A 19,541-nucleotide genomic window follows, 5' to 3' on the forward strand; every position below is an offset into this window, starting at 1 on the left:
AACTATTCGGTCATTCTGCCTCTTGCAAAGTATGCACATTGCACGGAGAGTACGTACATGTCGGAAATAGTCGCGTGCGCGCGTCTCATCCCGGAGGGCTCGGGTGGGCGCAGCGCACAGAGCTGGTGGATTCCCCGCCTCCCCCGGGGTGTCCCTGAAGCAAGGCACCGCGTGCAGCACGCCATGCGGAGCTGGGGAGAGCCCGACGAACGTGTGGAGACGGCTGCCCTGGTGGTGACCGAGCTGGTGGCCAACGCGGTGGAGCACACCACGGGCCGGCGCATCCGGTGCCGCCTGCTGCGGACTCCCGGCCGGGTGCGTATCTGCGTGTGGAACCGCCGGCTGCGGCACGGGCAGCCACTGCCCCGTCCGAGGGACCCGGTCACGCCGCACACCCGCCACGCCGCCGCCCGCCAGGAACAGCACCGCGCCGCAGGCGACGGGTCTCATGGCCCGGGCGCGCACGACGGCACGGAGGCACCGGGGCCGATCGCCGCGACCGTGCCGGACGGCGTGGACGGGCACGAGGGGTTCAGCCTCGCCTCGGTCGCCGAGGACGGGCGGGGCCTGATGCTCGTGGACGCGCTGGCGTCACGGTGGGGCACCCGCACCAGCGTGTCCGGCCGGCTGGTCTGGGCCGACATCTGAGCGCCCCGGGCGGTCACCTCAGGCGAGCGCCCGGCACTCCGGATGGCCCCAGCCGCTCGCGTTCTTCGCGATCATGTCCTTGGCCGCATACGGCTTCCCGCACTGGCAGCGGCCCGCGAACTTCGCCCTGATCGTCGCGCCCGACCGGGCGGACCCACCGGCAGCGGTGCCTGCGGACCCCGTTCCGCCGGACCGGGTGGCCCCCCCGCGCGCCGCGCCCGTACCTCCCGCCCTGCCCTTGGCCGAGCGGGCCGGTGCCGGCACGGGCAGCGCGGCGGTACCGTGCGCGGTGCCCGCGGCCCGCTGGGACACGGCGACCTCGCTCGCGGCCTGGTCGGCCAGCGCGTTGAGCGGATCGCCGTCGACCTGGTGCGCCGGCACGTAGCGGAATTCCACACTGCGCCCGGCCAGCAGCTCGTCGATGCCGACCACCAGCTCGCGGTTGGCGACCGGCTTGCCGCCCGATGTCTTCCAGCCGTTGCGCTTCCAGCCCGGGAGCCACTTGGTGACCGCGTTCATGGCGTACTGCGAGTCCATCCGCACCTCGACGGGGACGGCGGGGTCGGTCGACCTCAGCAGTTCCAGCAGGGCGGTGAGCTCGGCGACGTTGTTGGTGGCCGTGCCGAGCGGGCCCGCCTCCCATCGCTGGGGGTTTCCCCGGTCATCGGCCACGACCCACGCCCAGGCGGCAGGTCCCGGATTGCCCTTCGATGCCCCGTCACACGCGGCGATGATGCGCTCGTTCATGCCCACGATCATGCCAGCCCCCGGGGCCGTTCCCGACGGCCCGTGAACGCGCGGGGGCCCCGGACCGCAGAGAGCGGCCGGGGCCCGTATCGCGTGCGCCCAGAGCCTCGCGTCGGATCATGCCGGGCTCGCGTGCCCCGGCCCGATCCGGACGGAAGACCTAGAGAACGCCGGACGCGGAGACGGCGATGGCGGCCTTGGTCTGGCCGGAGGACGAGCCGTACGACTCGATCTTACGGACGAGCTCCATGCTGGACTCGTCGGCGACCTCGCCGAACACCACGTGCTTGCCGTCCAGCCACGGGGTGACGACGGTGGTGATGAAGAACTGCGAACCGTTGCTGTTCGGTCCGGCGTTGGCCATCGAGAGCAGACCCGGCTTGTTGTGCTTCAGGGTGAAGTTCTCGTCGGCGAACTTCTCGCCGTAGATGCTCTTGCCGCCGGTGCCGTTGCCCCTGGTGAAGTCGCCGCCCTGGAGCATGAAGTCCGGGATGACGCGGTGGAACGGCGAGCCCGCGTAACCGAAGCCGTGCTCGCCCGTGGCCAGTGCGCGGAAGTTCTCCGCGGTCTTGGGGGCCACGTCGTCGAAAAGGTTGAACACGATCCGCCCAGCGGGCTTCTCGTCGATGGTGATGTCGAAATACGCCTTGATGGTCATGAGTCCATCCTGACATCACCGGACGCCTCCCGTTGCACAGCCCCCGCCCACGCGGTCCCGGAGCCGTGCGGCGGCACAGACGAACGCGGCGTACCACGGGGGTGAGCCGTGGTACGCCGGCCATCCGGGCCCATCGCTCAGGGAGAACGCTCAGGCCTTTCGCTCAGGCAGCACGCCGGGAAGAACGCCGCTTCCCCCCGGCCACGCCGTTCAGCGGTTGCCGCGGTGGCCGCCGTCACGACCGCCGCCGCGGTGGTCGTCGCGGTGGCCGCCGTCACGGTGCCGGCCCCAGGACTCGGAGTCGATCTTGCGACCCCGGTTGTCACGGAGGGTCGCGGTGTCCCGGCTGTCCCACACGTAGTTGCGACGGTCCTGGTAGACGTCGTGCCGGGTGTCGCGGCCCACGCCGGTGTGGACGCGGACGGAGGAACGGCCGGCCAGCCGCAGGTCGAACGTGTACGAGCGCCGGCTCTCGTCGGTGAGCGTCCAGCCGCGGAGGTTCACGGAGTGGCGGCTGGTGTTCGTGACGGTGACCCACTCCGCGTTCAGGCTGCGGTTGGAGCCGTTGTCGCGGCCGGGGCTCTCGTACTGGATCTCGCCCAGGACGATCGCCGAGCGCTGGCGGTCGTGGTCCCGGCCATCGGCCGTGGCCGGCAGGGCCGCGGCGCCGAGCAGGGCGCCGGCGGTGAGAACGGTGGCGGTGATCCGTCGTGCGGAACGGGACATGGAAACCCCTCATCAGGCGGGCCCGGAATGGAGTGCCGGGCGTTTTTCCGACCCCGGCGTCGTGCCGGGAACGCAAACTTTGTCCCGCTTTCGAGATGGCCGAAAGGTGCCCTGGTTCGTGTGACAAAGTGCGGACATTTCTGTCACACACGACTGCATTCGACACGGATTCCGGCGGTCGTAGACCTGTCAACCGTTGATCATTGCACCGACCCTTTCGGCGGGCCGTTCGCCTGGTCGGAGCGCCCCGTTCACACCCGCTCCGCTCCCCCGGGCGCCGAGGCCGGGAAGGCCCTGTTCCGTGTAACAGCAGCGAGAGCGCTTGCCTGGACAGGCGTTTCATTACCGTCGGGATAGAAGTTCGCGCGTTCGAGCCCTCAGGACCCAGCGGGACGGCGCGATCCGGGCGCGCTGCCCGCCGCTGGTGACCAACGCGTTCACCGGCGTCATCGGATCCAGCGCCATCGTCCTGGCCAGCAGGACGCCGACGGCCAGCGGGAGCAGGGTGACGGCCAGCGCCGATCCGGCACTGGTCAGGTTCTTCTGGATACGGGGGCGCGGCGGCGCGATGCGGACCATGACCCCATTCGACCGCCGACGGCCGGTGGCGGCATCGGGCCGGGTACTCAGACGGGCCGCTCCCCCGTACTCACTCCGGCCGGTGGGCACCTGCCCCGGACGGCGCCGTCACGCTTCGGACGGCGGGCCCCAGTGCGAGAAGCGGGGCAGCCACTTCACCCGGTAGTCGGGGTGCCCCGCGTGCTCGGCGGCCATCTGCCGGACGACGAAGCCGAGCCCCACGGCGCGGCCCGAGGTGAAGTCCTGGGCGGGCCGGTCGGTGTCCAGGACCGCGATCTCCTCGTACTCGTCCAGGAGGACTCTGGTCGTCTCGATACGGCGTAGGGTGCGCGCCGGGTCCTGGAAGGCGATGTGCCGGTCGTAGCCGCGCGACCGTACGACGAACGCGATGCCGCTCGTACGGTCGTGCACCTCGCCGGGCGCCTCGGCCGGGGTGCGCCAGCCGTCTCCGCCGGCTTCCCGCGCGATGAGCTCCTCCTCGGCGAGGCGCGCCCGCACGAAGGCCAAGAGGTCCGAGTTGTCTGCCATCTGGTTCCGAATCCTTCTCCGTCACAGACCACGGCGGATCTTTGTTCACCGTCGCGGACCCGTTCTGCCCGACCAGCAGAGGATGCCTCACCCGGGCGCCCGGACCGCAGCCCGGGGCGGAGATCAGCACGACGGATCCCGGCGGGCGGCCAGCAGGAGGGCGATGTCGTCGGGGCGGTCGTCGTCCAGTCCGGCCCGCGCGATCACCCGGTCCGCGGTCTCGGCCAGCGACAGACGGCCCGTGTCCGCCAGCGTGCTGCGCAGCCGTTCGATGCCCTCGTCGATGTCCGTGCCCGCCTTCTCCACCAGTCCGTCGGTGAACAGCGCCAGAACGGCCCCGTGTCCGAGCCGCAGCTCGGTCACGGGGTACGAGGCATCGGGGTCGACACCGAGCACCACACCCCCCGCCAGGTCCAGCACCTCGGTCCTGCCGTCGGGGTGCCTGAGTACGGGCTGGGGGTGTCCGGCGCGTACGGCCCTGACGGTGCCGGTGGCCGGGTCGAGGAGCACGTAGCAGCAACTGGCGAACTGACCGGGATCGAGGCCGATGAGCAGTTGGTTGGTGGCGCTCATGATCTCCTGCGGCTCGTGCCCGGTGAGAGCGAAGGCGCGTACGGCGCTGCGGAGTTGGCCCATGGTGGCGGCAGCGGCGACTCCGTGGCCCTGGACGTCGCCGATGACCAGGGCGAGTCCGCTCCCGGTCTCGACGACGTCGTACCAGTCGCCGCCGATCTCGATGTCCTGGGTGCCCGAGAGGTAACGCCCGACGGTGTCGACCTGGTCGACGACCGGCAGCCGGTGCGGCAGCAGCGCGTCCTGGAGCCCTCGCGCGAGTGCGGCCTCCGTGTCGTAGCGCTGGGCTCGCTGGAGCGCCTGGGCGATGAGCCCGGCCAGCGCGGTGAGCGCGGTGCGCTCCTCGGGGCTGAAGCCGCGGGGCTGGTCGAAGCCGAGGATGCACGAGCCGACGGGCCTGCCGGAGGCGATCAGCGGCAGGAAGGCGCGGGCGCCCACATCGGTGTCCAGGGGGATGCCTGGGTAGGCCTCGGCCAGTTGCTCCATTGACTCGAAGAACAGCGGCCGGCCGGTCGTCAGCGTTTCCACGCCGGGGATGTGCGCGTCGAGGCCGACCCCGTCGAACCGGTCCAGGAAGCCCGGGGGGAAGCCCGTCTCCCAGGCCATGTGGAGACGCCGCTCGTGCTGGAGGTAGATGGCCAGCTGCCTGCCGCCGAACGCGGGGAGGAGTTCCTCGGTGACCACGGCGGAGACCTGGCGCGCGGTGACGGCCTCCGTCAGCGCGATGGCCAGGGCGACCGGCCGGTACAGGACGGCGGAGCGGTCGGCGGGCTTGCCGGATCCCGCTCCCGCCTGGGTGGCGGGATCGGGCGTGTGCCCGGGCCGCCCGGAGCGGATGACGGTGACGGTGACCCCGTCCCGGCCGGGGAACATCGCCACGGAGAGCCACTGCTTCGGGTTGCGGCGGGCGAGGAAGTAGACGGGAGCGTCGGAGAACAGGGCGGCCCTGTGGTGGTCCTCGTACGCAGGATTCGCGAGCCAGGGCAGCGCCTCCCACAGGATCCGGCCCGCCAGCTCCGCCCTGGGGTGCTCCAGGATCTGCTCGGCCCTGCGGTTGACGTAGGTGATCCTGCCGGTCCGGTCGAGGGAGAGCATGCCGCGCGGGACCCGGTCGGCCGCCTCCGGGACCACGGGCTCCGCTCCCGGGTCGAGCAGGAGGCCCGCTACCCGGTGGCCGTTCTCCCCGCGGCCGGTGAGTTCGACCACCAGAGGGCGGCTGTCGGGGCCCCAGAGCCGCATGCGGCGCACACGGGGCTCCGCCGAGCGCGCGGCCCGGTGCCCGAGGGCCCACAGTCCGTAGACGTCGTCCGGCAGCAGCCCGGCCGTCATCGCCTCCATGGTGTGCACCGCAGAGGCGGTGCTCCCGTGGCCCAGGATGGCGTGGGCCTCCTCGTCCGCGGTGACGGCCCCGCTGTCGACGTCCCACTCGAAGCGTCCGACCCGCAGCGGGCGCGCGGTGTCCGACGGCAGCCGCAGAAGCCTGGGCTCGCCCTCCCATTCGACCGGGTGCCCGTCCCGTTCCAGGGCGGCGAGCTCTTCGCCGAGCCGCTCCGCGAGCTCCTCCATCCGGCGCCGGTCGGCACCGCCGACCGGCACGCCTCTGGTGGCGTAGCGCAGCACGACGAGGACGCCCAGGGGGGTGGTCCCGCCGACGACGGGGACACAGAGCGAGCCGAAGGGGAACGGCAGGCCCGCCATCAGCTGCGGGAAGCGGCGCATGGTCTCCTCGGCGTCGCCGAGGTACACCGGATGGCCCGAGCGGTAGGCCTCGGCCACGGGGAAGGGCCGGTTCACATGCATGCGCGACCAGGGCCGCAGCAGCGGGCCGGGCAGCCCCGCGAGCACCGCCAGCATCAGGAGGTCGGGGGTGCGCGTGCGCAGATAGACGCCGCCGGCGTACCCCCCGACGGCGTCGACAGCGCTCACTACGGCCTGGGCGAGCGCCAGCGACAGCCCGTCGGGTGTCCGGCCGGCTTCGGGGCTCCAGGTCACACAGCCAGGATGCGCACCGGCTCCCGGCCGCGCATGTCCACGGCCGCGGCTCCCCCTCAGGTTCCGGCGGGCACGGAGGGTTCCGTACCGGCCCGCGCGCAGACCGATGCGGCGGCCCGGGAGGCGAAGGACAGCATGTCCCGTACCGTCCCGGGGTCCGGGCTCGCGGTGAAGGAGCCGAGGGCGCTCATGCGGCTCAGCAGGCCGGCGGCGAACGCGTCCCCGGCGCCGATCGTGTTGACGACCTCGACGGGCACCGCGTCGACGGACACGGGCGGAGCCGTCGCCGTGTACGCGGTGCTGCCCCGGGCGCCCCTGGTCAGGACGGTCAGCCGCCCGCCCGCCGCCAGCCTGCGGCAGGTGTCCTCCGGGCGGGCCCCCGGCCACAGTCGCTCCAGGTCCTCGTCGCTGGCCTTCACGACGTGTGCGAGGCCGCACAGCGCGCGCAGGACCGCCGAGCCGTCGTCCTCGCCCAGGGCGCGGTCGTGCCGGACGTTGGGGTCCACCACGAGGAGGGAGCCGGAGGCCGCGGCCTCGGCTGTCGCCCGTACGACCGCGGCCGCGGGTTCCACCACGGCCGCGAGCCCGCCGACGTACACGGCACCGAACCGGGAGGTCTGCGCGGAGAGGTCCGGCAGCCGGAAGGTGGCCGTGTCCTGGAGGTGGAAGTGGTAGCCCGTGCCCCCCGCGCCGGGCTCCGCGACGGCCAGCGCGGTGGGCAGGCCGGAGCGTGCGCACAGGGTGAGGTCGGCCCCGGCCTCCCGCAGCCGCTCCTCGATCGTCCGGGCGAAGCCGTCGCCGCCGATGCCGCCCGCGAACACGGTGGGGGTGCCGAGCCTCGCCAGCCCGACGGCGACGTTGGCCGGCGCCCCGCCGAACTGTGCGGCCCGTACGCCGCCGTCCCCGTCCACCGGTACGAGATCGATGAGGGCCTCGCCCAGCACCAGCACGGGGCCGGGCCGCCCGCCCGTCACGGCTCGACCACGATCTTGCGGCCGATGCCCGCCTTGAAGCGGTCGATGGCCTGGGGGTATGCGTCGAGCGGCATCCGGTCGCTGATGAAGACGGCCGGGTCGAGGACCCCGCCGGCGAAGAGCGCGGCGGCGCGTTCGTAGCTGTGCAGGACGGCCATCGAGCCGGTGATGGTGATCTCCTGGTTGTAGATGCGGTACGGCTCGATGACGGCCGTGGTCGCGTAGTCCGCGACCCCGAACTGGAGGAAGGTGCCGCCCTTGGCGACGCGCCCCAGGCCGTCCTGGATGGCGGCGGCGTTGCCGGTCGCGTCGATCACGACGTCCCAGCCGCCGGGCCGGTCCAGCTCGTCGGCCCCGGCCGCCGACCGGGAACAGCCGAGGAGCCCGGCCGTGGCGAGGCGTTCGGGGTTGACGTCGAGGACGTCGACGCCCGCCGCGCCGGTGCGTTTGGCGAGCTCCAGCATCATCAGGCCCATGGTGCCTGAGCCGTAGATGAGCACCTCGGCACCGAGCGTGCTGTTCAGTACGTCGTATCCCCTCACCGCGCAGGAGAGCGGCTCGATCAGGGCCGCGTCCTTCACGTCGATGTGCTCGGGCAGCTTGACGCAGTTGGCCACGGGGGCGACCGCGTACTCGGCCGCGCCGCCCGCCACGGTGACGCCGATGGCGGCCCAGCGCTCGCAGAGGTTGCCGCGCCCCATGCGGCAGTACCGGCACTCGTGGCAGTGCAGGGAGGGGTCGACGGCCACCCGGTCGCCGATGGCCAGCTCCGTGACGTCCCGGCCCGTGCCCACGACCTCCCCGGCGAACTCATGACCCGGGACGATGGGCAGGGTGGGCGCGAACTCGCCCTGGAGGATGTGGAGATCGGTGCCGCAGAGGCCGCAGGAGGCGACGGAGACGACGACGTCACGGGGGCCGGGCGCCGGGTCGGGGACGGTGGTGACGGAGATCCTGCCGGGGGCTTCGACGATGGCTGCCCGCATTATTTCACTGCTCCGAGGGACAGGCCCTGGACGAGTTTGTCCTGGGCGGCGTAGCCGGCGGCGAGCACCGGCAGGGACACGACGACGGACGCGGCGCACAGCTGGGCCAGGAACAGGCCCTGGCTGGTGACGAATCCGGTGAGGAAGACGGGCGCGGTCTGGGCGACGACGCCGGTGAGCACCCGCGCGAAGAGCAGCTCGTTCCAGCTGAAGATGAAGCAGATGAGGGCGGTGGCCGCGATGCCGGGCGCGGCCATCGGTGCGACGACCCGGACCAGGACGGTAGGCAGCCTCGCGCCGTCGACCTGGGCTGCCTCGATCACGGAGACGGGGATGTCCGACAGGAAGGACTGCATCATCCAGACCGCGATCGGCAGGTTCATCGAGGTGTAGAGCAGGACGAGCAGCCAGATGTTGTCCAGCATTCCGGCGTTCTTGGCGAACAGGTAGACGGGCAGGAGTCCGGCGACGACGGGCAGCATCTTCGTGGAGAGGAAGAAGAACATCACGTCCGTCCACTTGCGGACGCGCCGGATGGACAGGGCGTACGCCGCCGGAAGCGCCAGCAGCAGCGTCAGGAGCGTGGAGAAGACCGACGCGCCCAGGGAGTTGAGCAGCGGCGGCCACGGGGTGACGCCGGTGTCGGCGCCGAAGAAGGCCCGGTAGCCGTCGAGGGTGAGCGGCGCGAAGAGGGACGGCGGGTTGGTGGCGGCGTCCGGCTCCGCGTGCAGCGAGGTCAGCAGCATCCACAGCGCGGGCAGGCAGAAGGCGAGTCCGGCCGCCCAGGCCAGCAGGCCGAGCGCCGTGCTGCGCCGTTTGGACCTGCGCAGGGCGCTGCGCGCGGACGGGGCCGGCGCGGGGACGGTGGCGGTGGTCATGCGCGGTTCGCCTCCTCACTGAAGAGGGACGAGACGGTCCGGAGCGCGAAGGTGGCGATGATGATCGTGCCGATCACCACGACGACTCCCGCGGCGGACGCCAGTCCGTATTCGTGGGCCTGGTAGAAGGTCTGGTAGATCGTGTATGGGAGGTTGGCGGTGCCGAGCCCGCCGGCGGTGAGGGTGAACACCGCGTCGAAGTTCTGCACGATGTAGACGGCGCCGAGCAGGACGCCGAGTTCGAGGTATCTGCGAAGGTGCGGCAGGGTCAGGTAGCGGAACGTCTGCCAGGCGCTCGCCCCGTCCAGTCGCGCGGCCTCGACGACCTCGGCGGGCCGGCTCTGGAGCCCGGCGAGCAGGATCAGCATCATGAACGGCGTCCACTGCCACACGAGTGCGGCGATGACGGCGAGCAGCGGCATCTCCGCGATCCAGTCGGGCTGGCTCGGGGTGGTGTCGCCGAAGAGCTCACCGACCCAGCTCAGCGCGCCGTTGAGCAGGCCGTACTCCGGGTTGTAGAGCGCGTGCTTCCACAGGAGCGCGGCGGAGACGGGCACGATCAGGAACGGCGTGATGAGCAGGGTGCGGACCATGCCGCGGCCGAAGAACGTGCGGTCCAGGAGCAGCGCGAGGGCCAGCCCGAGCACGACGGTGGCGATGACCACGCCCGCCGTAAGCAGGATCGTGGTGAGCACCGAGTCGCGCAGCGCGGCGTCGGTGAAGACCGAGGCGTAGTTGTCGAGCCCGTTGAAGGCGCGCTTCTCGGGGCTGAGGGAGTTCCAGTCGAAGAGGGAGATCACCAGGGTCGCCACGAAGGGCAGCTGGGTCACGACGACCAGGAAGACCAGTGCGGGCAGCAGGGGCGCCCTGGTGGCCCAGGCCCGGGGTCCGCTCCCGCGGCGGGCGGGGGCGTGGGGTGGCCGGGGCGGTGACTGCGGGGTGGTGCCGACTGCTGTGGTCATCGGTACTCCTTGGCGACCTGTTCGGCCAGCTCCTGGGACGTGGCCAGCGCCTTGTCGACGGACTGGCGGCCGGCGATGGCCGCGCTGATCTCCTGCGCGACCCTGGTGCCGAGATCGGTGAACTCGGGGATGCCCACGAACTGGATTCCGGGCACAGGGCGCGGCTGGACGCCGGGGTTCTTCGGGTCGGCGCCGGCGATGGCCTGCTCGGTGACGGTAGCGAAGGCACCCGCGGCCTTCAGGTAGCCCGGGTTGTCGTACGTGGATGCCCGTTTGCCTGCGGGTGCGCTGGACCATCCGCTGGTCTCGCCGACGAGCGACTCGTACTCCTTGCCGGAGGCCCAGGAGACGAACTTCCAGGCGTCGTCGGCCTTCCTGGATGCCTTCTGGACGCCCCACGCCCAGGTGTAGAGCCATCCCGAGCTCTTGGTCCTCTCGACCGGCGCGGGGACGTAGCCGACCTTCCCCTTGACCGGTGAGCCCGCGGCCTCCAGCGAGCCGGCGCCCGCCGTGGCGTCGTACCACATGGCGGTCTTGCCCTGGGTCATGTTGTTGAGGCACTCCGCGTACCCGGACTGGGAGGCGCCGCGCTCGCCGTGCTCGCGCACGAGGTCGACGTAGAACTTCGTGGCCTTCTTGAACTCGGGCGCGGTGAGCTGCGGTTTCCAGTCCTCGGTGAACCAGGTGCCGCCCATGGTGTTGACGACGGTGGTGAGCGGGGCGACGAGCTCGCCCCAGCCGGGCAGTCCGCGCAGGCAGATGCCCTTCATCCCGGGCTCGGCGCCGTCGGCCCGCGCGGCGAGTGAGGCGACCTGTTCCCAGGTGGGGTGCGCGGGCATCTCCAGCCCCTTCGCCTCGAAGACGTCCTTGCGGTACATCAGGAAGGACGACTCGCCGTAGAAGGGCTGGGCGTAGAGCCTGCCCTCGGCGGTGAGCAACTCCCGCAGGGGTTCGAGGATGTCGTCCTGGTCGAAGGCGGTGTCCTTCGCGGCGTAGTCGTCGAGCGGATGCAGCCAGTCGTTCTTGGCGAAGAAGGGGACCTCGAAGTTGCTGATGGTGCCGACGTCGTACTGGCCCGCCTGGTTGGAGAAGTCCTGACTGATCTTGTCCCGGACGTCGTTCTCGGGCAGCACCGTGAAGTGGACCTTGATGCCGGTCTCCTCGGTGAAGTGTTCGGCGGTGAGCTTCTGCAGTTCGAGCATCTGGGGGTTGTTGACCATGAGTACGTTGAGTGCGTCACCTCCTCCGAAGGCGGTGCCGCCCGCTCCCGCGCATCCGGCGGTGACCAGGGCCATCGCTGCCGTGCCCGCGACCGCACGCACGCGGATCCCACGGCGTCGTTGCTGGTGGGGCATAAGTTGATCTCCTGTATCGGTCGTAGCGGCTCATGGGTCGGTAGCCGTGCCCTTCGCGGCTCTCCTGACGGTCCGAGGGCGTGGCGGGGCTGCCCTCCGGCCTCCTGGGCGGGACGGGAAGGTGAGCGGGGGACGGCGGGATCAGACGCGGATGACGTTCGGGCCGAGGAGGGAGTAGCGCTGGGCCTCCGCCGAGGGCAGCCCTGTGTCGGTGACGACGGTCTCGAAGTCGTCGACGCCTGCGAAGCGGCAGAAGCTCACCGCTCCGAACTTCGTGTGGACGCCGGCGAAGACCCGGCGGCGGGCACTGCGCATGGCCTGCGCCTTGACCTCGCACACCGCCGGGTCCGGGGTGGTCAGCCCGTACTGCCGGGAGATTCCGTTCGCGCCGACGTAGGCGAGGTCGATGACGAAGTCGGCGAGCATACGGGTGGCCCAGTGGTCGACCGTGGCCATGGTGGAGCCCCGCACGCGCCCGCCGAGCAGGAGCACCGCGGTCTTCTCGGCGTCCGCGAGGACGGTCGCCACGGCCAGGGACGCGGTGACCACGGTCAGCGGCCGGTCGCGCGGGAGGGCTTCGGCGATGAGCTGGGGAGTGAAGCCCTCGTCGACGAACACCGTCTCCGCGTCGCCCAGGAGGTCGGCGGCGGCCTTCGCGATCCGGGACTTCTGCGGCACGTGGTGCGTGGTGCGCATCGCGAGCGTCGTCTCGAACCCCGCGCTCTCGACCGGGTACGCACCGCCGTGGGTCCGCCGTACGAGTCCGTGCTCCTCCAGGGTGTGCAGATCGCGCCTGATGGTCTCCTTGGCCACCTGGAACCTTTCGGACAGCCGGTTCACGTCGACCGAACCGTCCTGCCGGGCGGCTTCCAGAATTCCCCGTCGGCGTTCCTCGGTGCCCACGACACCATCCCTGCGCTAGTGCGGATCCGGCCGTGGACCCGGCGTCCGTTCGGGCCCACGCATCGTTTGTACAAGCAGCATCGGCTGTTGGACCAGCTTCTTCGCGCCACGGGCTGTGCCCGTTCGTGCCCGAATCGCCTCGGGGTCCCGCGCTGGTGGTCCGCGTGACGGGGGTGGCGGGACGGCCCGGCTGTGCCCGCTTCGCCGATGACCGTGCCCGTTTGCCGCCCGTACGGTGCTCCCACGGGCCCGGGCCGTGCACCGGGATCCGGAGGCGGGGAGCCGTGGTGAAGGAGGACCGCAGCGCGCGAGAGGGGAGTGGAATGCCGTGCGGGTCAGGGAAGTTGATCCCAGCATGACTCAAGGACCAGCACCTCGCGCCCTGTCCGACGCGGCCCTCTCCGACCTGCTCGCGGGGCAGCAGTTCGGGACTCTCGCCACCGTGAAGAAGAGCGGCCATCCGCACCTGACCACCATGCTCTACAGCTGGGACCCCGAGGCCCGTGTCGTGCGGCTGTCCACCACGGCCGACCGCGTCAAGGTCCAGCACGTGCGGCGCGATCCGCACGCGGCGCTGCATGTGCGGGGTGACGACGTCTGGTCGTTCGCCGTCGCCGAGGGCACGGCGGAGGTGTCCGGGATCACGACGGCTCCCGGCGACGCGGTCGGGCGGGAGCTGCTCGCGATGATCCCGTCGGCCGCGAAGCCGGAGGACGAGGACGCGTTCCTCGAGCAGTTGGTCGCCGAGCGCAGGATCGTCATCCGGCTGAGGGTGGAGCGGCTGTACGGGACGGCTTTGGACGTCTAGCACATCCGTCTTCCATGGGGAGGTTATTTGGCCGGGAAATGCTGGAATATGCGCCTCCAGGCTGATTTCGGCCAACAATCCATGTCTCATCACTCTTCGGACAACCTCCGCCGCGAGAGTCGTCTCTCACAGGCTGAGCGAATCCACTGCCCCACGGGGCACTCGGACATCGGAGAGCGATGAGCACCAGAACCCCCCGCAACCGCCTGTGGCGTCCGGCGGTCGCCGCCGCCGCGGTGATCACCGTGACCGCTGGAGTCTCCGGCGCCACGCCCGGCGCCGGGAAGGCGTCAGGCGTCCCGCAGCTCGGCCTGGTCGCCGCCTCGAAGTCGGTGACACTCGACTCGTGGACGGAGGACCCCGGCGTCTACCTGGACCTCGGGACGTATCTCACCGCCTCGGGAGCCCCGCTGGAACTGCGGGTGACCCGGAAGAGCTACAAGGACCCGGTCGTCGCCACCCAGGTGATCCGCGACGGGGCCAGGACCCGCACCAGGGTCCTGCCCGCGGGCACCGTGAAGGACTTCTCCGGGCTGCCGGGCTTCGTCCGGATCACGGTCAGGGACGCGGCGGGCAAGATCGTGGTGAACCGTTCGGAATCGTTCTGCCCGAACAACGCCTCGGGCAGGATCCAGCCCGAGGCCCCGGCCACGTCGAAGTATCCCGAGAGCTGCCCGACGAACCCGTTCACGCTCGGCTCCGTGTGGGGTGTCGAGAAGGGCTGGGCGTCCAACACGTACGCCGGCTACTACGCGGCGCCGGTCGTCCTCCCGGCCGGGCAGTACACCGCCGAGGTGGCCGTGGCCCCGCGCTACCGGATGCTGTTCGGGGTCACCGGAAAGCCGCAGACCGTCAAGGTGACGGTGCGCGAGCGCAGTTGGGAGGAGGAGAACCCCTCCTCGACCGCCCGGGGCAGCCGTGCCGCGTCCGGGCACGCCGGACACACGGGCCATGCGGGCCACGCCGGGTCGCGCACCCCCGCTCCGGTGTCCGCGACCACCGGAGCCGGTCCCTCGTACAACGTGGGTCACGGACCCCACCCGCCCGCGCCCGCGGCCGTGCCGTGGGCCGACAAGCGCCTGGGCTTCCGGCCGGCGCAGGGCGAGACGCCGGGCCGTACGGACGGCTCCCGGCAGGCTCCCGCAGTGGCGCCCGAGGCGCGGCGTCCGACGGGCAGGGCTTCCGTACCGGACGTGCCGAAGCCCGATCTGCGTTCGCTGCCCGCCTACGGCATCACGATCGGCCAGACGACCGGTGGCGAGCCGGGCAAGGACTACCTGGCCTTCAGCGCCAACGTGTGGAACGCGGGCCCCGCGCAGCTGGTGGTGGACGGCTTCCGCAAGCCCGGCAACGCGCTGATGGACGCCTACCAGTACTTCTACGACGCCTCCGGCAAGCAGGTCGGCTACACCCCGACCGGCACCATGGAGTGGGACCCCCGGCCGGGTCATGAGCACTGGCACTTCACCGACTTCGCCAGCTACCGGCTGCTGAAGGCCGACAAGAAGGAGACGGTGCGCAGCGGCAAGGAGGCCTTCTGCCTGGCGAACACCGACGCGGTCGACTACACGGTGAAGAACGCCAACTGGCACCCGGGCAACACCGATCTCTCCACGGCCTGCGGCCAGGAGAACTCCATCTCCGTCCGGGAGGTGCTCGACGTGGGTTCCGGTGACACCTACACCCAGGACCTTCCCGGCCAGTCCTTCGACATCACCGGTCTGCCGAACGGCACGTACTTCATCCAGGTGCTGGCCAACCCGGAGAAGCGGCTCAAGGAGACGGACCTCGGCAACAACAGCGCCCTGCGGAAGGTGGTCCTGGGCGGCAAGCCCGGCGCCCGCACGGTGACCGTCCCCAAGCACGACCTGGTGACCGCTCCCTGACACCCGTCCGCCGCGCGGCCCCCGGGGAAGGAGTCCCGGGGGCCGCGCGGCTCGGTGCCAGCAGGAGCCCGTACGCCGGGATGGCCGTGTGTCAGACTTCCCGCACCACCGGTCCGGAAGGGGATGTCCCATGGCCGAAGGCCACCAGCACCCGGCAGCCGAGGCGTTCGACGCCATCGGTGCCGATTACGAGCGGGCCTTTGCCGGCTCGGACGCGCACCGCGCCTCGCTGGAACGGCTGCTGGAGCAGCTCGCCCCGCGCAGCCGGGTCCTGGACGTCGGCAGCGGGACCGGGCGGCCGACCGCGCACACCCTGGCCGGTGCGGGGCACGAGGTGCTGGGCGTCGACGTCTCGCCCGTCATGGTGGACCTCGCGACGCGCGGCGTCCCCGGGGCGGCCTTCCGCTGCGCCGACATCCGCGACGTCGCGCTGGAGGAGGGCTTCGACGCGGTCTGCGTCTACTTCTCGCTCCTGCAGATGACGCGCGAGGAGCAGCGCGCGCTCGTGCGCCGTCTGGCGGGCGTCCTGCGTCCCGGCGGCCATCTGGTCCTGGCGACGGTGCCGCTGGACGTGGAGGGCGTGAGCGCCGTCTTCATGGGCCAGGACGTACGGGTGACGAGCTTCGGCCCCGAGGCGTTCCGGGCACTCGCGACGGAGGCCGGGCTCACCGTCACGCACCAGGAGGACACGGTGTTCACGCCGTCCCATCCGGCGGCCGTGCCCGAACCCCATCTCTTCCTGCACTGCCGCAGGTGACCTGACGGCCACCACCCCGGCGACCCGACAGCGCGCGGCCGGTCACTCCGGGCCGTTCACCTCCGGCTGGAGCACCTGTTCCGTCCAGATGACCTTGCCTCCGTCGTCGGTGTAACGGGTGCCCCAGCGTTCGGCCAGCTGGGCGACGAGGAAGAGTCCCCGGCCCCCCTCGTCCATGCTGGCCGCCTGGCGCAGATGGGGCGAGGTGCTGCTGCGGTCGGACACCTCGCAGATCAGTGTCCTGTCGCGGATCAGGCGGACGCGGATGGGGCCGGTGGCGTAGCGGATGGCGTTGGTGACCAGCTCGCTGAGGATCAGCTCGGTGGTGAACGCCTCCTCGACGAGATCCCACTCGGCCAGCTTCCGGGACACGTCGGAGCGGACCCGGGCGACCGCCGAGGGATCGGACGGCACGTCCCACTCCGCCACGTTCTCGGGGGCGAGACGGAGGGTGCGTCCGACGAGCAGCGCCACGTCGTCACGGGCCTTGGCGGGCACCAGGGCCCGCAGGACGGCCTCGCAGGTCTCCTCCGGCGGCCGGTCCGGGTGCCCGGCCAGGGCCTCGCGCAGCGTCTCCAGGCCCTCGTCGATGTCGCGGTGCCGGTCCTCGACGAGCCCGTCCGTGTACAGCACCAGCCGGCTGTCCGGCGGAAGCTGTACGTCGAGGGTCTCGAAGGGCATGCCGCCGAGGCCCAGGGGCGGACCACCGGGGACGTCCGCGAAGACGGCCTCGCCCTCGGGGCTGACGACGACCGGCTGGAGATGGCCGGCCCGGGCCATGGTGCAGCGCCCGGAGGCCGGGTCGTAGATCGCGTAGAGGCAGGTGGCCCCGGTGACCCCGCTCCCGTCGGAGCCGTCGGCGGTCTCGTCCTGGTCGATGCGGGCGACCAGCTCGTCGAGATGCCACAGCAGCTCGTCGGGCGGCAGGTCCAGGGTGGAGAAGTTGTGCACGGCCGTACGCAGGCGTCCCATGGTGGCGGCCGCGTGGAGGCCGTGCCCGACCACGTCGCCGACCACGAGGGCGACCCTGGCGCCGGGCAGCGGGATGATGTCGAACCAGTCGCCGCCGACCCCTCCGAGCCCGCCGAGCCCTGCCTGAGCGGGCAGGTAGCGGTAGGCGGCGTCGATGGCGCTCTGATCGGGGAGGCCGCGCGGCAGCAGGCTGCGCTGCAGGGTGACGGCCACGTTGTGCTCGCGCGAGTAGCGGCGGGCGTTGTCGATGCTCACGGCGGCGCGGGCGACGAGTTCCTCGGCGACGGAGAGGTCCTCGTCCTCGAACGGCTCGGGCCTCTCGGCACGCCAGAACATGGCCACACCCAGGATCACCCCCCTGGCCCTCATCGGTACGGCGATGAGGGAGTGGAAGCCGCTCTCGACCATGCGGTCGGCGCGTTGCGGCTGCTGCTCCTGCCAGCCGGAGCGGGCCGACAGGTCGGGGTCGAGGACGGCCTCTCCCCTGAGCAGCGCGGCGCCGATGTCCGTGGTCGGCCGGAAGCGCATGACCGCGCCCAGCGGATGGAGCCCCGTGTCGCCGCGTGCGCCGCTGAGGGCGGAGCGCCTCAGTCCCCGGCCGGCGGTCCCGGCGGATGTGGGCTCCTCGCCGCGCAGCACCTCCTCGGCCACGTCGACGGTGGCGTAGTCGGCGAACCTGGCCGTGGCGAAGTCGGACAGCTCCTCGCAGGTGCGCATGACGTCCAGGGTGGTGCCGATCTCGGTGCCGGCGTCGTAGAGCAGCTTGAGCCGTCCGCGCGCCATGGCCGCCTTGCCGGAGAGGGCCTGGAGTTCCGTGGTGTCGCGCAGGGTCGTGACGCTGCCGGGGGGTCCGCCGTTCCTGTCGGTGGCCCGCTGGCTGACCGCCAGCAGCCGGTCGCCCACGGAGTGCACCTCGTCGGTCGCGCTGCGTCCCGAGGCGAGCAGTCCGGCGATCACCGGGTCGAGCCCGAGCCGGTCCACGGGCGCGCCCTCGACGTCCAGGGGGAGGCCGAGGAGCCTACGGGCCTCGTCGTTGGCCAGCAGGAGCCTGCCGTCGCCGCTGACGATGACGACGCCCTCCCGCACGGCGTGCAGCACGGCGTCGTGGTGCTCGTACATGCGGGTCATCTCGGTCGGGCCCAGGCCGCGCGTCTGGCGTTTGAGCCGTCTGGTGACGAGCGCGGTGCCGCCCATGGTCAGCAGCAGGACGCCCCCCGCGGTGCCGAGGAGCAGGGGGAGCTGGCTCTGGGTGACCCCGCTGACGTTCTCGATGGTGATGCCGGCGGACACCAGGCCGACGACCTCGCCGTTCGCGCCGGTCACGGGCACCACGGCCTGGATGAGCGGGCCGATGGTCCCTTCGATCTTCTCGGTGACGACGTGGCCCTCCAGGGCGGGCTGCACATCGCCGACGAACTTCTTGCCGATCCGGTCGGGCAGCGGGTGGGTGAAGCGGATGGCGTCCAGGTTCATGACGACGATGAAGTCGACGCCGGAGCCCATCCGTGCCGCCTCGGCGCTCGGCTGGAGCTCGGCGGTGGGGTCGGGGCTCTGGAGGGCGGCCTCCGTGCCGGGGGCATTGGCGAAGGTCTCGGCCACGGCGACCGAACGATTGCGGGCTTCGCGCTCGCTGTCGGCCCGTGACTGCAGCACGAGTGCGGTCACGGAGGCAGCGACGAGCAACACCACGATCGCCACCTGCAGGAGAAAGACCTGACCAGCGAGGCTTCTCATCCGGAGAAACGAACGCGGGCGGCCGTAGCGTCCGGCCATGTCCCCCTTTCTACACGGCTTCCCGCATCCCCGCCGCCCCGCCACGAACCCTCACGGACCGGCCCCAACCGCCATGACCGGTGTCAGAGGCGGACAGGGCAGCCGAAGCGGACCGCGACTCCGGGCGAATACAGCACGCTCTGCGGCTCCCCGACGGGCGCGGGCAGCCCCGCCGCGGTCACCAGGTCCTCGTCGCACTCCAGGAGCGTGGCGCGGTGCAGCGGCCAGCGGGGGTGGGCGTTCGGGAGGAACACCGGGCGGCCGTGGAGGGTGCTGTGCAGGCCCCAGCGCGCGGTCAGGAAGTGTTCGAGTTCCGTGGGGGCCGTGATCGGCCCGCCGGTGCGCAGCACGATCCTGCTGTGGGCGCCCCGTGGCCCGGGAAATCGCCGGCTGCTGGTGTACGTGAGCGTGCCGGCCTCGCGTACGACGTCCATCCGGGACCAGACGTACGGCAGCCGGAAGACGCTCCTGGCGACGGCCACCGGGATGAGCCTGGAGGCGTCGAGCGAGCGGAAGACGACACCGCGCCTTCCCCGGGCGTCGCGCGAGTACAGCCGTACGTTCGTCTCGGGGAAGCTGCCGAGGTACGGGATGCCGGGGAGGCGGAGCCATCCGACGCGGTGCATGCGGAAGGCGACGAGTCCGACGTAGGTGACGCCGCCCAGGGTGTCGGGCTCCGTTCCGTCGGGCAGCAGCGGTGCCACGTCCGCGGGGTCGGCCGCCCAGTGCAGGAAGGCCAGGTCCAGCCAGGACTGGGTCATCAGCGGGCGCATGTCCGGGTGCGGCGGGTCGGGGGTCGTCGCTTCCGGAGGGAGGGCGAAGGCGGGCACACCGCC

The 19,541-nt window shown here is 71.7% G+C and carries 18 protein-coding genes; 4 read left to right on the top strand and 14 right to left on the bottom strand.

Annotation, left to right across the window (positions count from 1 at the left end):
- The first annotated feature begins 57 nt into the window (after positions 1–57).
- Positions 58–648, top strand: a complete 591-nt coding sequence (locus tag ACWCQM_RS28335; RefSeq protein ID WP_450917944.1) for an ATP-binding protein — start codon at positions 58–60, stop codon at positions 646–648.
- Positions 649–666: 18 nt separating this feature from the next.
- On the opposite strand, the gene ACWCQM_RS28340 is transcribed toward ACWCQM_RS28335, so the two are convergent.
- From ACWCQM_RS28340 to ACWCQM_RS28395, 12 genes are all read right to left on the bottom strand, one after another.
- Entirely contained in the window at positions 667–1,395 is a 729-nt protein-coding gene (locus ACWCQM_RS28340) for a ribonuclease H family protein (RefSeq protein ID WP_450917945.1), read from the bottom strand.
- Between the two features lie 160 nt (positions 1,396–1,555).
- On the bottom strand, positions 1,556–2,053 hold the full coding sequence (locus ACWCQM_RS28345) for a peptidylprolyl isomerase (RefSeq protein ID WP_450917946.1): 498 nt from the start codon (positions 2,051–2,053) through the stop codon (positions 1,556–1,558).
- A 210-nt stretch (positions 2,054–2,263) separates the two neighbouring features.
- Positions 2,264–2,779, bottom strand: coding sequence for a lamin tail domain-containing protein (locus ACWCQM_RS28350; RefSeq protein ID WP_450917947.1), 516 nt, complete (start codon positions 2,777–2,779; stop codon positions 2,264–2,266).
- A 342-nt stretch (positions 2,780–3,121) separates the two neighbouring features.
- A complete protein-coding gene (locus tag ACWCQM_RS28355; RefSeq protein ID WP_107428477.1) occupies positions 3,122–3,358 on the bottom strand; it encodes a hypothetical protein in 237 nt (78 codons plus the stop codon).
- A 108-nt stretch (positions 3,359–3,466) separates the two neighbouring features.
- The gene (locus tag ACWCQM_RS28360) at positions 3,467–3,886 is read right to left on the bottom strand and encodes a DUF6221 family protein (RefSeq protein ID WP_267077472.1); all 420 of its coding nucleotides are present in this window, start codon (positions 3,884–3,886) and stop codon (positions 3,467–3,469) included.
- A 123-nt stretch (positions 3,887–4,009) separates the two neighbouring features.
- Positions 4,010–6,451 (bottom strand): SpoIIE family protein phosphatase, encoded by a 2,442-nt coding sequence (locus ACWCQM_RS28365; protein WP_450917948.1) that lies wholly within the window; start codon positions 6,449–6,451, stop codon positions 4,010–4,012.
- Positions 6,452–6,507: 56 nt separating this feature from the next.
- On the bottom strand, positions 6,508–7,425 hold the full coding sequence (locus tag ACWCQM_RS28370; protein WP_450917949.1) for a PfkB family carbohydrate kinase: 918 nt from the start codon (positions 7,423–7,425) through the stop codon (positions 6,508–6,510).
- Positions 7,422–8,411, bottom strand: a complete 990-nt coding sequence (locus ACWCQM_RS28375) for a zinc-dependent alcohol dehydrogenase family protein (RefSeq protein ID WP_450917950.1) — start codon at positions 8,409–8,411, stop codon at positions 7,422–7,424. The genes ACWCQM_RS28370 and ACWCQM_RS28375 overlap by 4 nt, the downstream gene beginning before the upstream one ends.
- Positions 8,411–9,289 (bottom strand): carbohydrate ABC transporter permease, encoded by an 879-nt coding sequence (locus tag ACWCQM_RS28380; protein ID WP_450917951.1) that lies wholly within the window; start codon positions 9,287–9,289, stop codon positions 8,411–8,413. The genes ACWCQM_RS28375 and ACWCQM_RS28380 overlap by 1 nt, the downstream gene beginning before the upstream one ends.
- Positions 9,286–10,251, bottom strand: a complete 966-nt coding sequence (locus tag ACWCQM_RS28385; RefSeq protein WP_450917952.1) for a carbohydrate ABC transporter permease — start codon at positions 10,249–10,251, stop codon at positions 9,286–9,288. Before ACWCQM_RS28385 ends, ACWCQM_RS28380 begins: the two co-directional genes overlap by 4 nt.
- Complete coding sequence (locus tag ACWCQM_RS28390; protein WP_450917953.1) at positions 10,248–11,606, bottom strand: ABC transporter substrate-binding protein; 1,359 nt, start codon at positions 11,604–11,606, stop codon at positions 10,248–10,250. The genes ACWCQM_RS28385 and ACWCQM_RS28390 overlap by 4 nt, the downstream gene beginning before the upstream one ends.
- Before the next feature lie 141 nt (positions 11,607–11,747).
- Complete coding sequence (locus tag ACWCQM_RS28395; protein ID WP_450917954.1) at positions 11,748–12,509, bottom strand: DeoR/GlpR family DNA-binding transcription regulator; 762 nt, start codon at positions 12,507–12,509, stop codon at positions 11,748–11,750.
- A 355-nt stretch (positions 12,510–12,864) separates the two neighbouring features.
- Here ACWCQM_RS28395 and ACWCQM_RS28400 point away from each other — a divergent pair, with 355 nt between their 5' ends.
- From ACWCQM_RS28400 to ACWCQM_RS28410, 3 genes are all read left to right on the top strand, one after another.
- Entirely contained in the window at positions 12,865–13,317 is a 453-nt protein-coding gene (locus ACWCQM_RS28400) for a PPOX class F420-dependent oxidoreductase (protein ID WP_450917955.1), read from the top strand.
- Positions 13,318–13,496: 179 nt separating this feature from the next.
- A complete protein-coding gene (locus ACWCQM_RS28405) occupies positions 13,497–15,203 on the top strand; it encodes a lysyl oxidase family protein (protein WP_450917956.1) in 1,707 nt (568 codons plus the stop codon).
- Between the two features lie 130 nt (positions 15,204–15,333).
- On the top strand, positions 15,334–15,960 hold the full coding sequence (locus ACWCQM_RS28410) for a class I SAM-dependent methyltransferase (protein WP_450917957.1): 627 nt from the start codon (positions 15,334–15,336) through the stop codon (positions 15,958–15,960).
- A 42-nt stretch (positions 15,961–16,002) separates the two neighbouring features.
- Here ACWCQM_RS28410 and ACWCQM_RS28415 read toward each other — a convergent pair whose 3' ends face one another.
- Positions 16,003–18,705 (bottom strand): SpoIIE family protein phosphatase, encoded by a 2,703-nt coding sequence (locus tag ACWCQM_RS28415; RefSeq protein ID WP_450917958.1) that lies wholly within the window; start codon positions 18,703–18,705, stop codon positions 16,003–16,005.
- Between the two features lie 83 nt (positions 18,706–18,788).
- Positions 18,789–19,478, bottom strand: a complete 690-nt coding sequence (locus ACWCQM_RS28420; protein ID WP_450918040.1) for a YqjF family protein — start codon at positions 19,476–19,478, stop codon at positions 18,789–18,791.
- Positions 19,479–19,541 lie beyond the last annotated feature (63 nt).

This window comes from Streptomyces sp. NPDC002125 (genome assembly GCF_053593715.1).

Excerpts from the sequence above, each read along its gene's own strand:
- ACWCQM_RS28335 (WP_450917944.1), top strand. The coding sequence starts at position 58 with ATGTCGGAAATAGTCGCGTGCGCGCGTCTCATCCCGGAGGGCTCGGGT.
- ACWCQM_RS28390 (WP_450917953.1), bottom strand. The coding sequence starts at position 11,606 with ATGCCCCACCAGCAACGACGCCGTGGGATCCGCGTGCGTGCGGTCGCG.
- ACWCQM_RS28380 (WP_450917951.1), bottom strand. The coding sequence starts at position 9,289 with ATGACCACCGCCACCGTCCCCGCGCCGGCCCCGTCCGCGCGCAGCGCC.
- ACWCQM_RS28360 (WP_267077472.1), bottom strand. The coding sequence starts at position 3,886 with ATGGCAGACAACTCGGACCTCTTGGCCTTCGTGCGGGCGCGCCTCGCC.
- ACWCQM_RS28355 (WP_107428477.1), bottom strand. The coding sequence starts at position 3,358 with ATGGTCCGCATCGCGCCGCCGCGCCCCCGTATCCAGAAGAACCTGACC.
- ACWCQM_RS28415 (WP_450917958.1), bottom strand. The coding sequence starts at position 18,705 with ATGGCCGGACGCTACGGCCGCCCGCGTTCGTTTCTCCGGATGAGAAGC.
- ACWCQM_RS28400 (WP_450917955.1), top strand. The coding sequence starts at position 12,865 with ATGACTCAAGGACCAGCACCTCGCGCCCTGTCCGACGCGGCCCTCTCC.
- ACWCQM_RS28410 (WP_450917957.1), top strand. The coding sequence starts at position 15,334 with ATGGCCGAAGGCCACCAGCACCCGGCAGCCGAGGCGTTCGACGCCATC.
- ACWCQM_RS28340 (WP_450917945.1), bottom strand. The coding sequence starts at position 1,395 with ATGAACGAGCGCATCATCGCCGCGTGTGACGGGGCATCGAAGGGCAAT.
- ACWCQM_RS28420 (WP_450918040.1), bottom strand. The coding sequence starts at position 19,478 with ATGCGCCCGCTGATGACCCAGTCCTGGCTGGACCTGGCCTTCCTGCAC.
- ACWCQM_RS28345 (WP_450917946.1), bottom strand. The coding sequence starts at position 2,053 with ATGACCATCAAGGCGTATTTCGACATCACCATCGACGAGAAGCCCGCT.
- ACWCQM_RS28350 (WP_450917947.1), bottom strand. The coding sequence starts at position 2,779 with ATGTCCCGTTCCGCACGACGGATCACCGCCACCGTTCTCACCGCCGGC.
- ACWCQM_RS28405 (WP_450917956.1), top strand. The coding sequence starts at position 13,497 with ATGAGCACCAGAACCCCCCGCAACCGCCTGTGGCGTCCGGCGGTCGCC.
- ACWCQM_RS28385 (WP_450917952.1), bottom strand. The coding sequence starts at position 10,251 with ATGACCACAGCAGTCGGCACCACCCCGCAGTCACCGCCCCGGCCACCC.
- ACWCQM_RS28375 (WP_450917950.1), bottom strand. The coding sequence starts at position 8,411 with ATGCGGGCAGCCATCGTCGAAGCCCCCGGCAGGATCTCCGTCACCACC.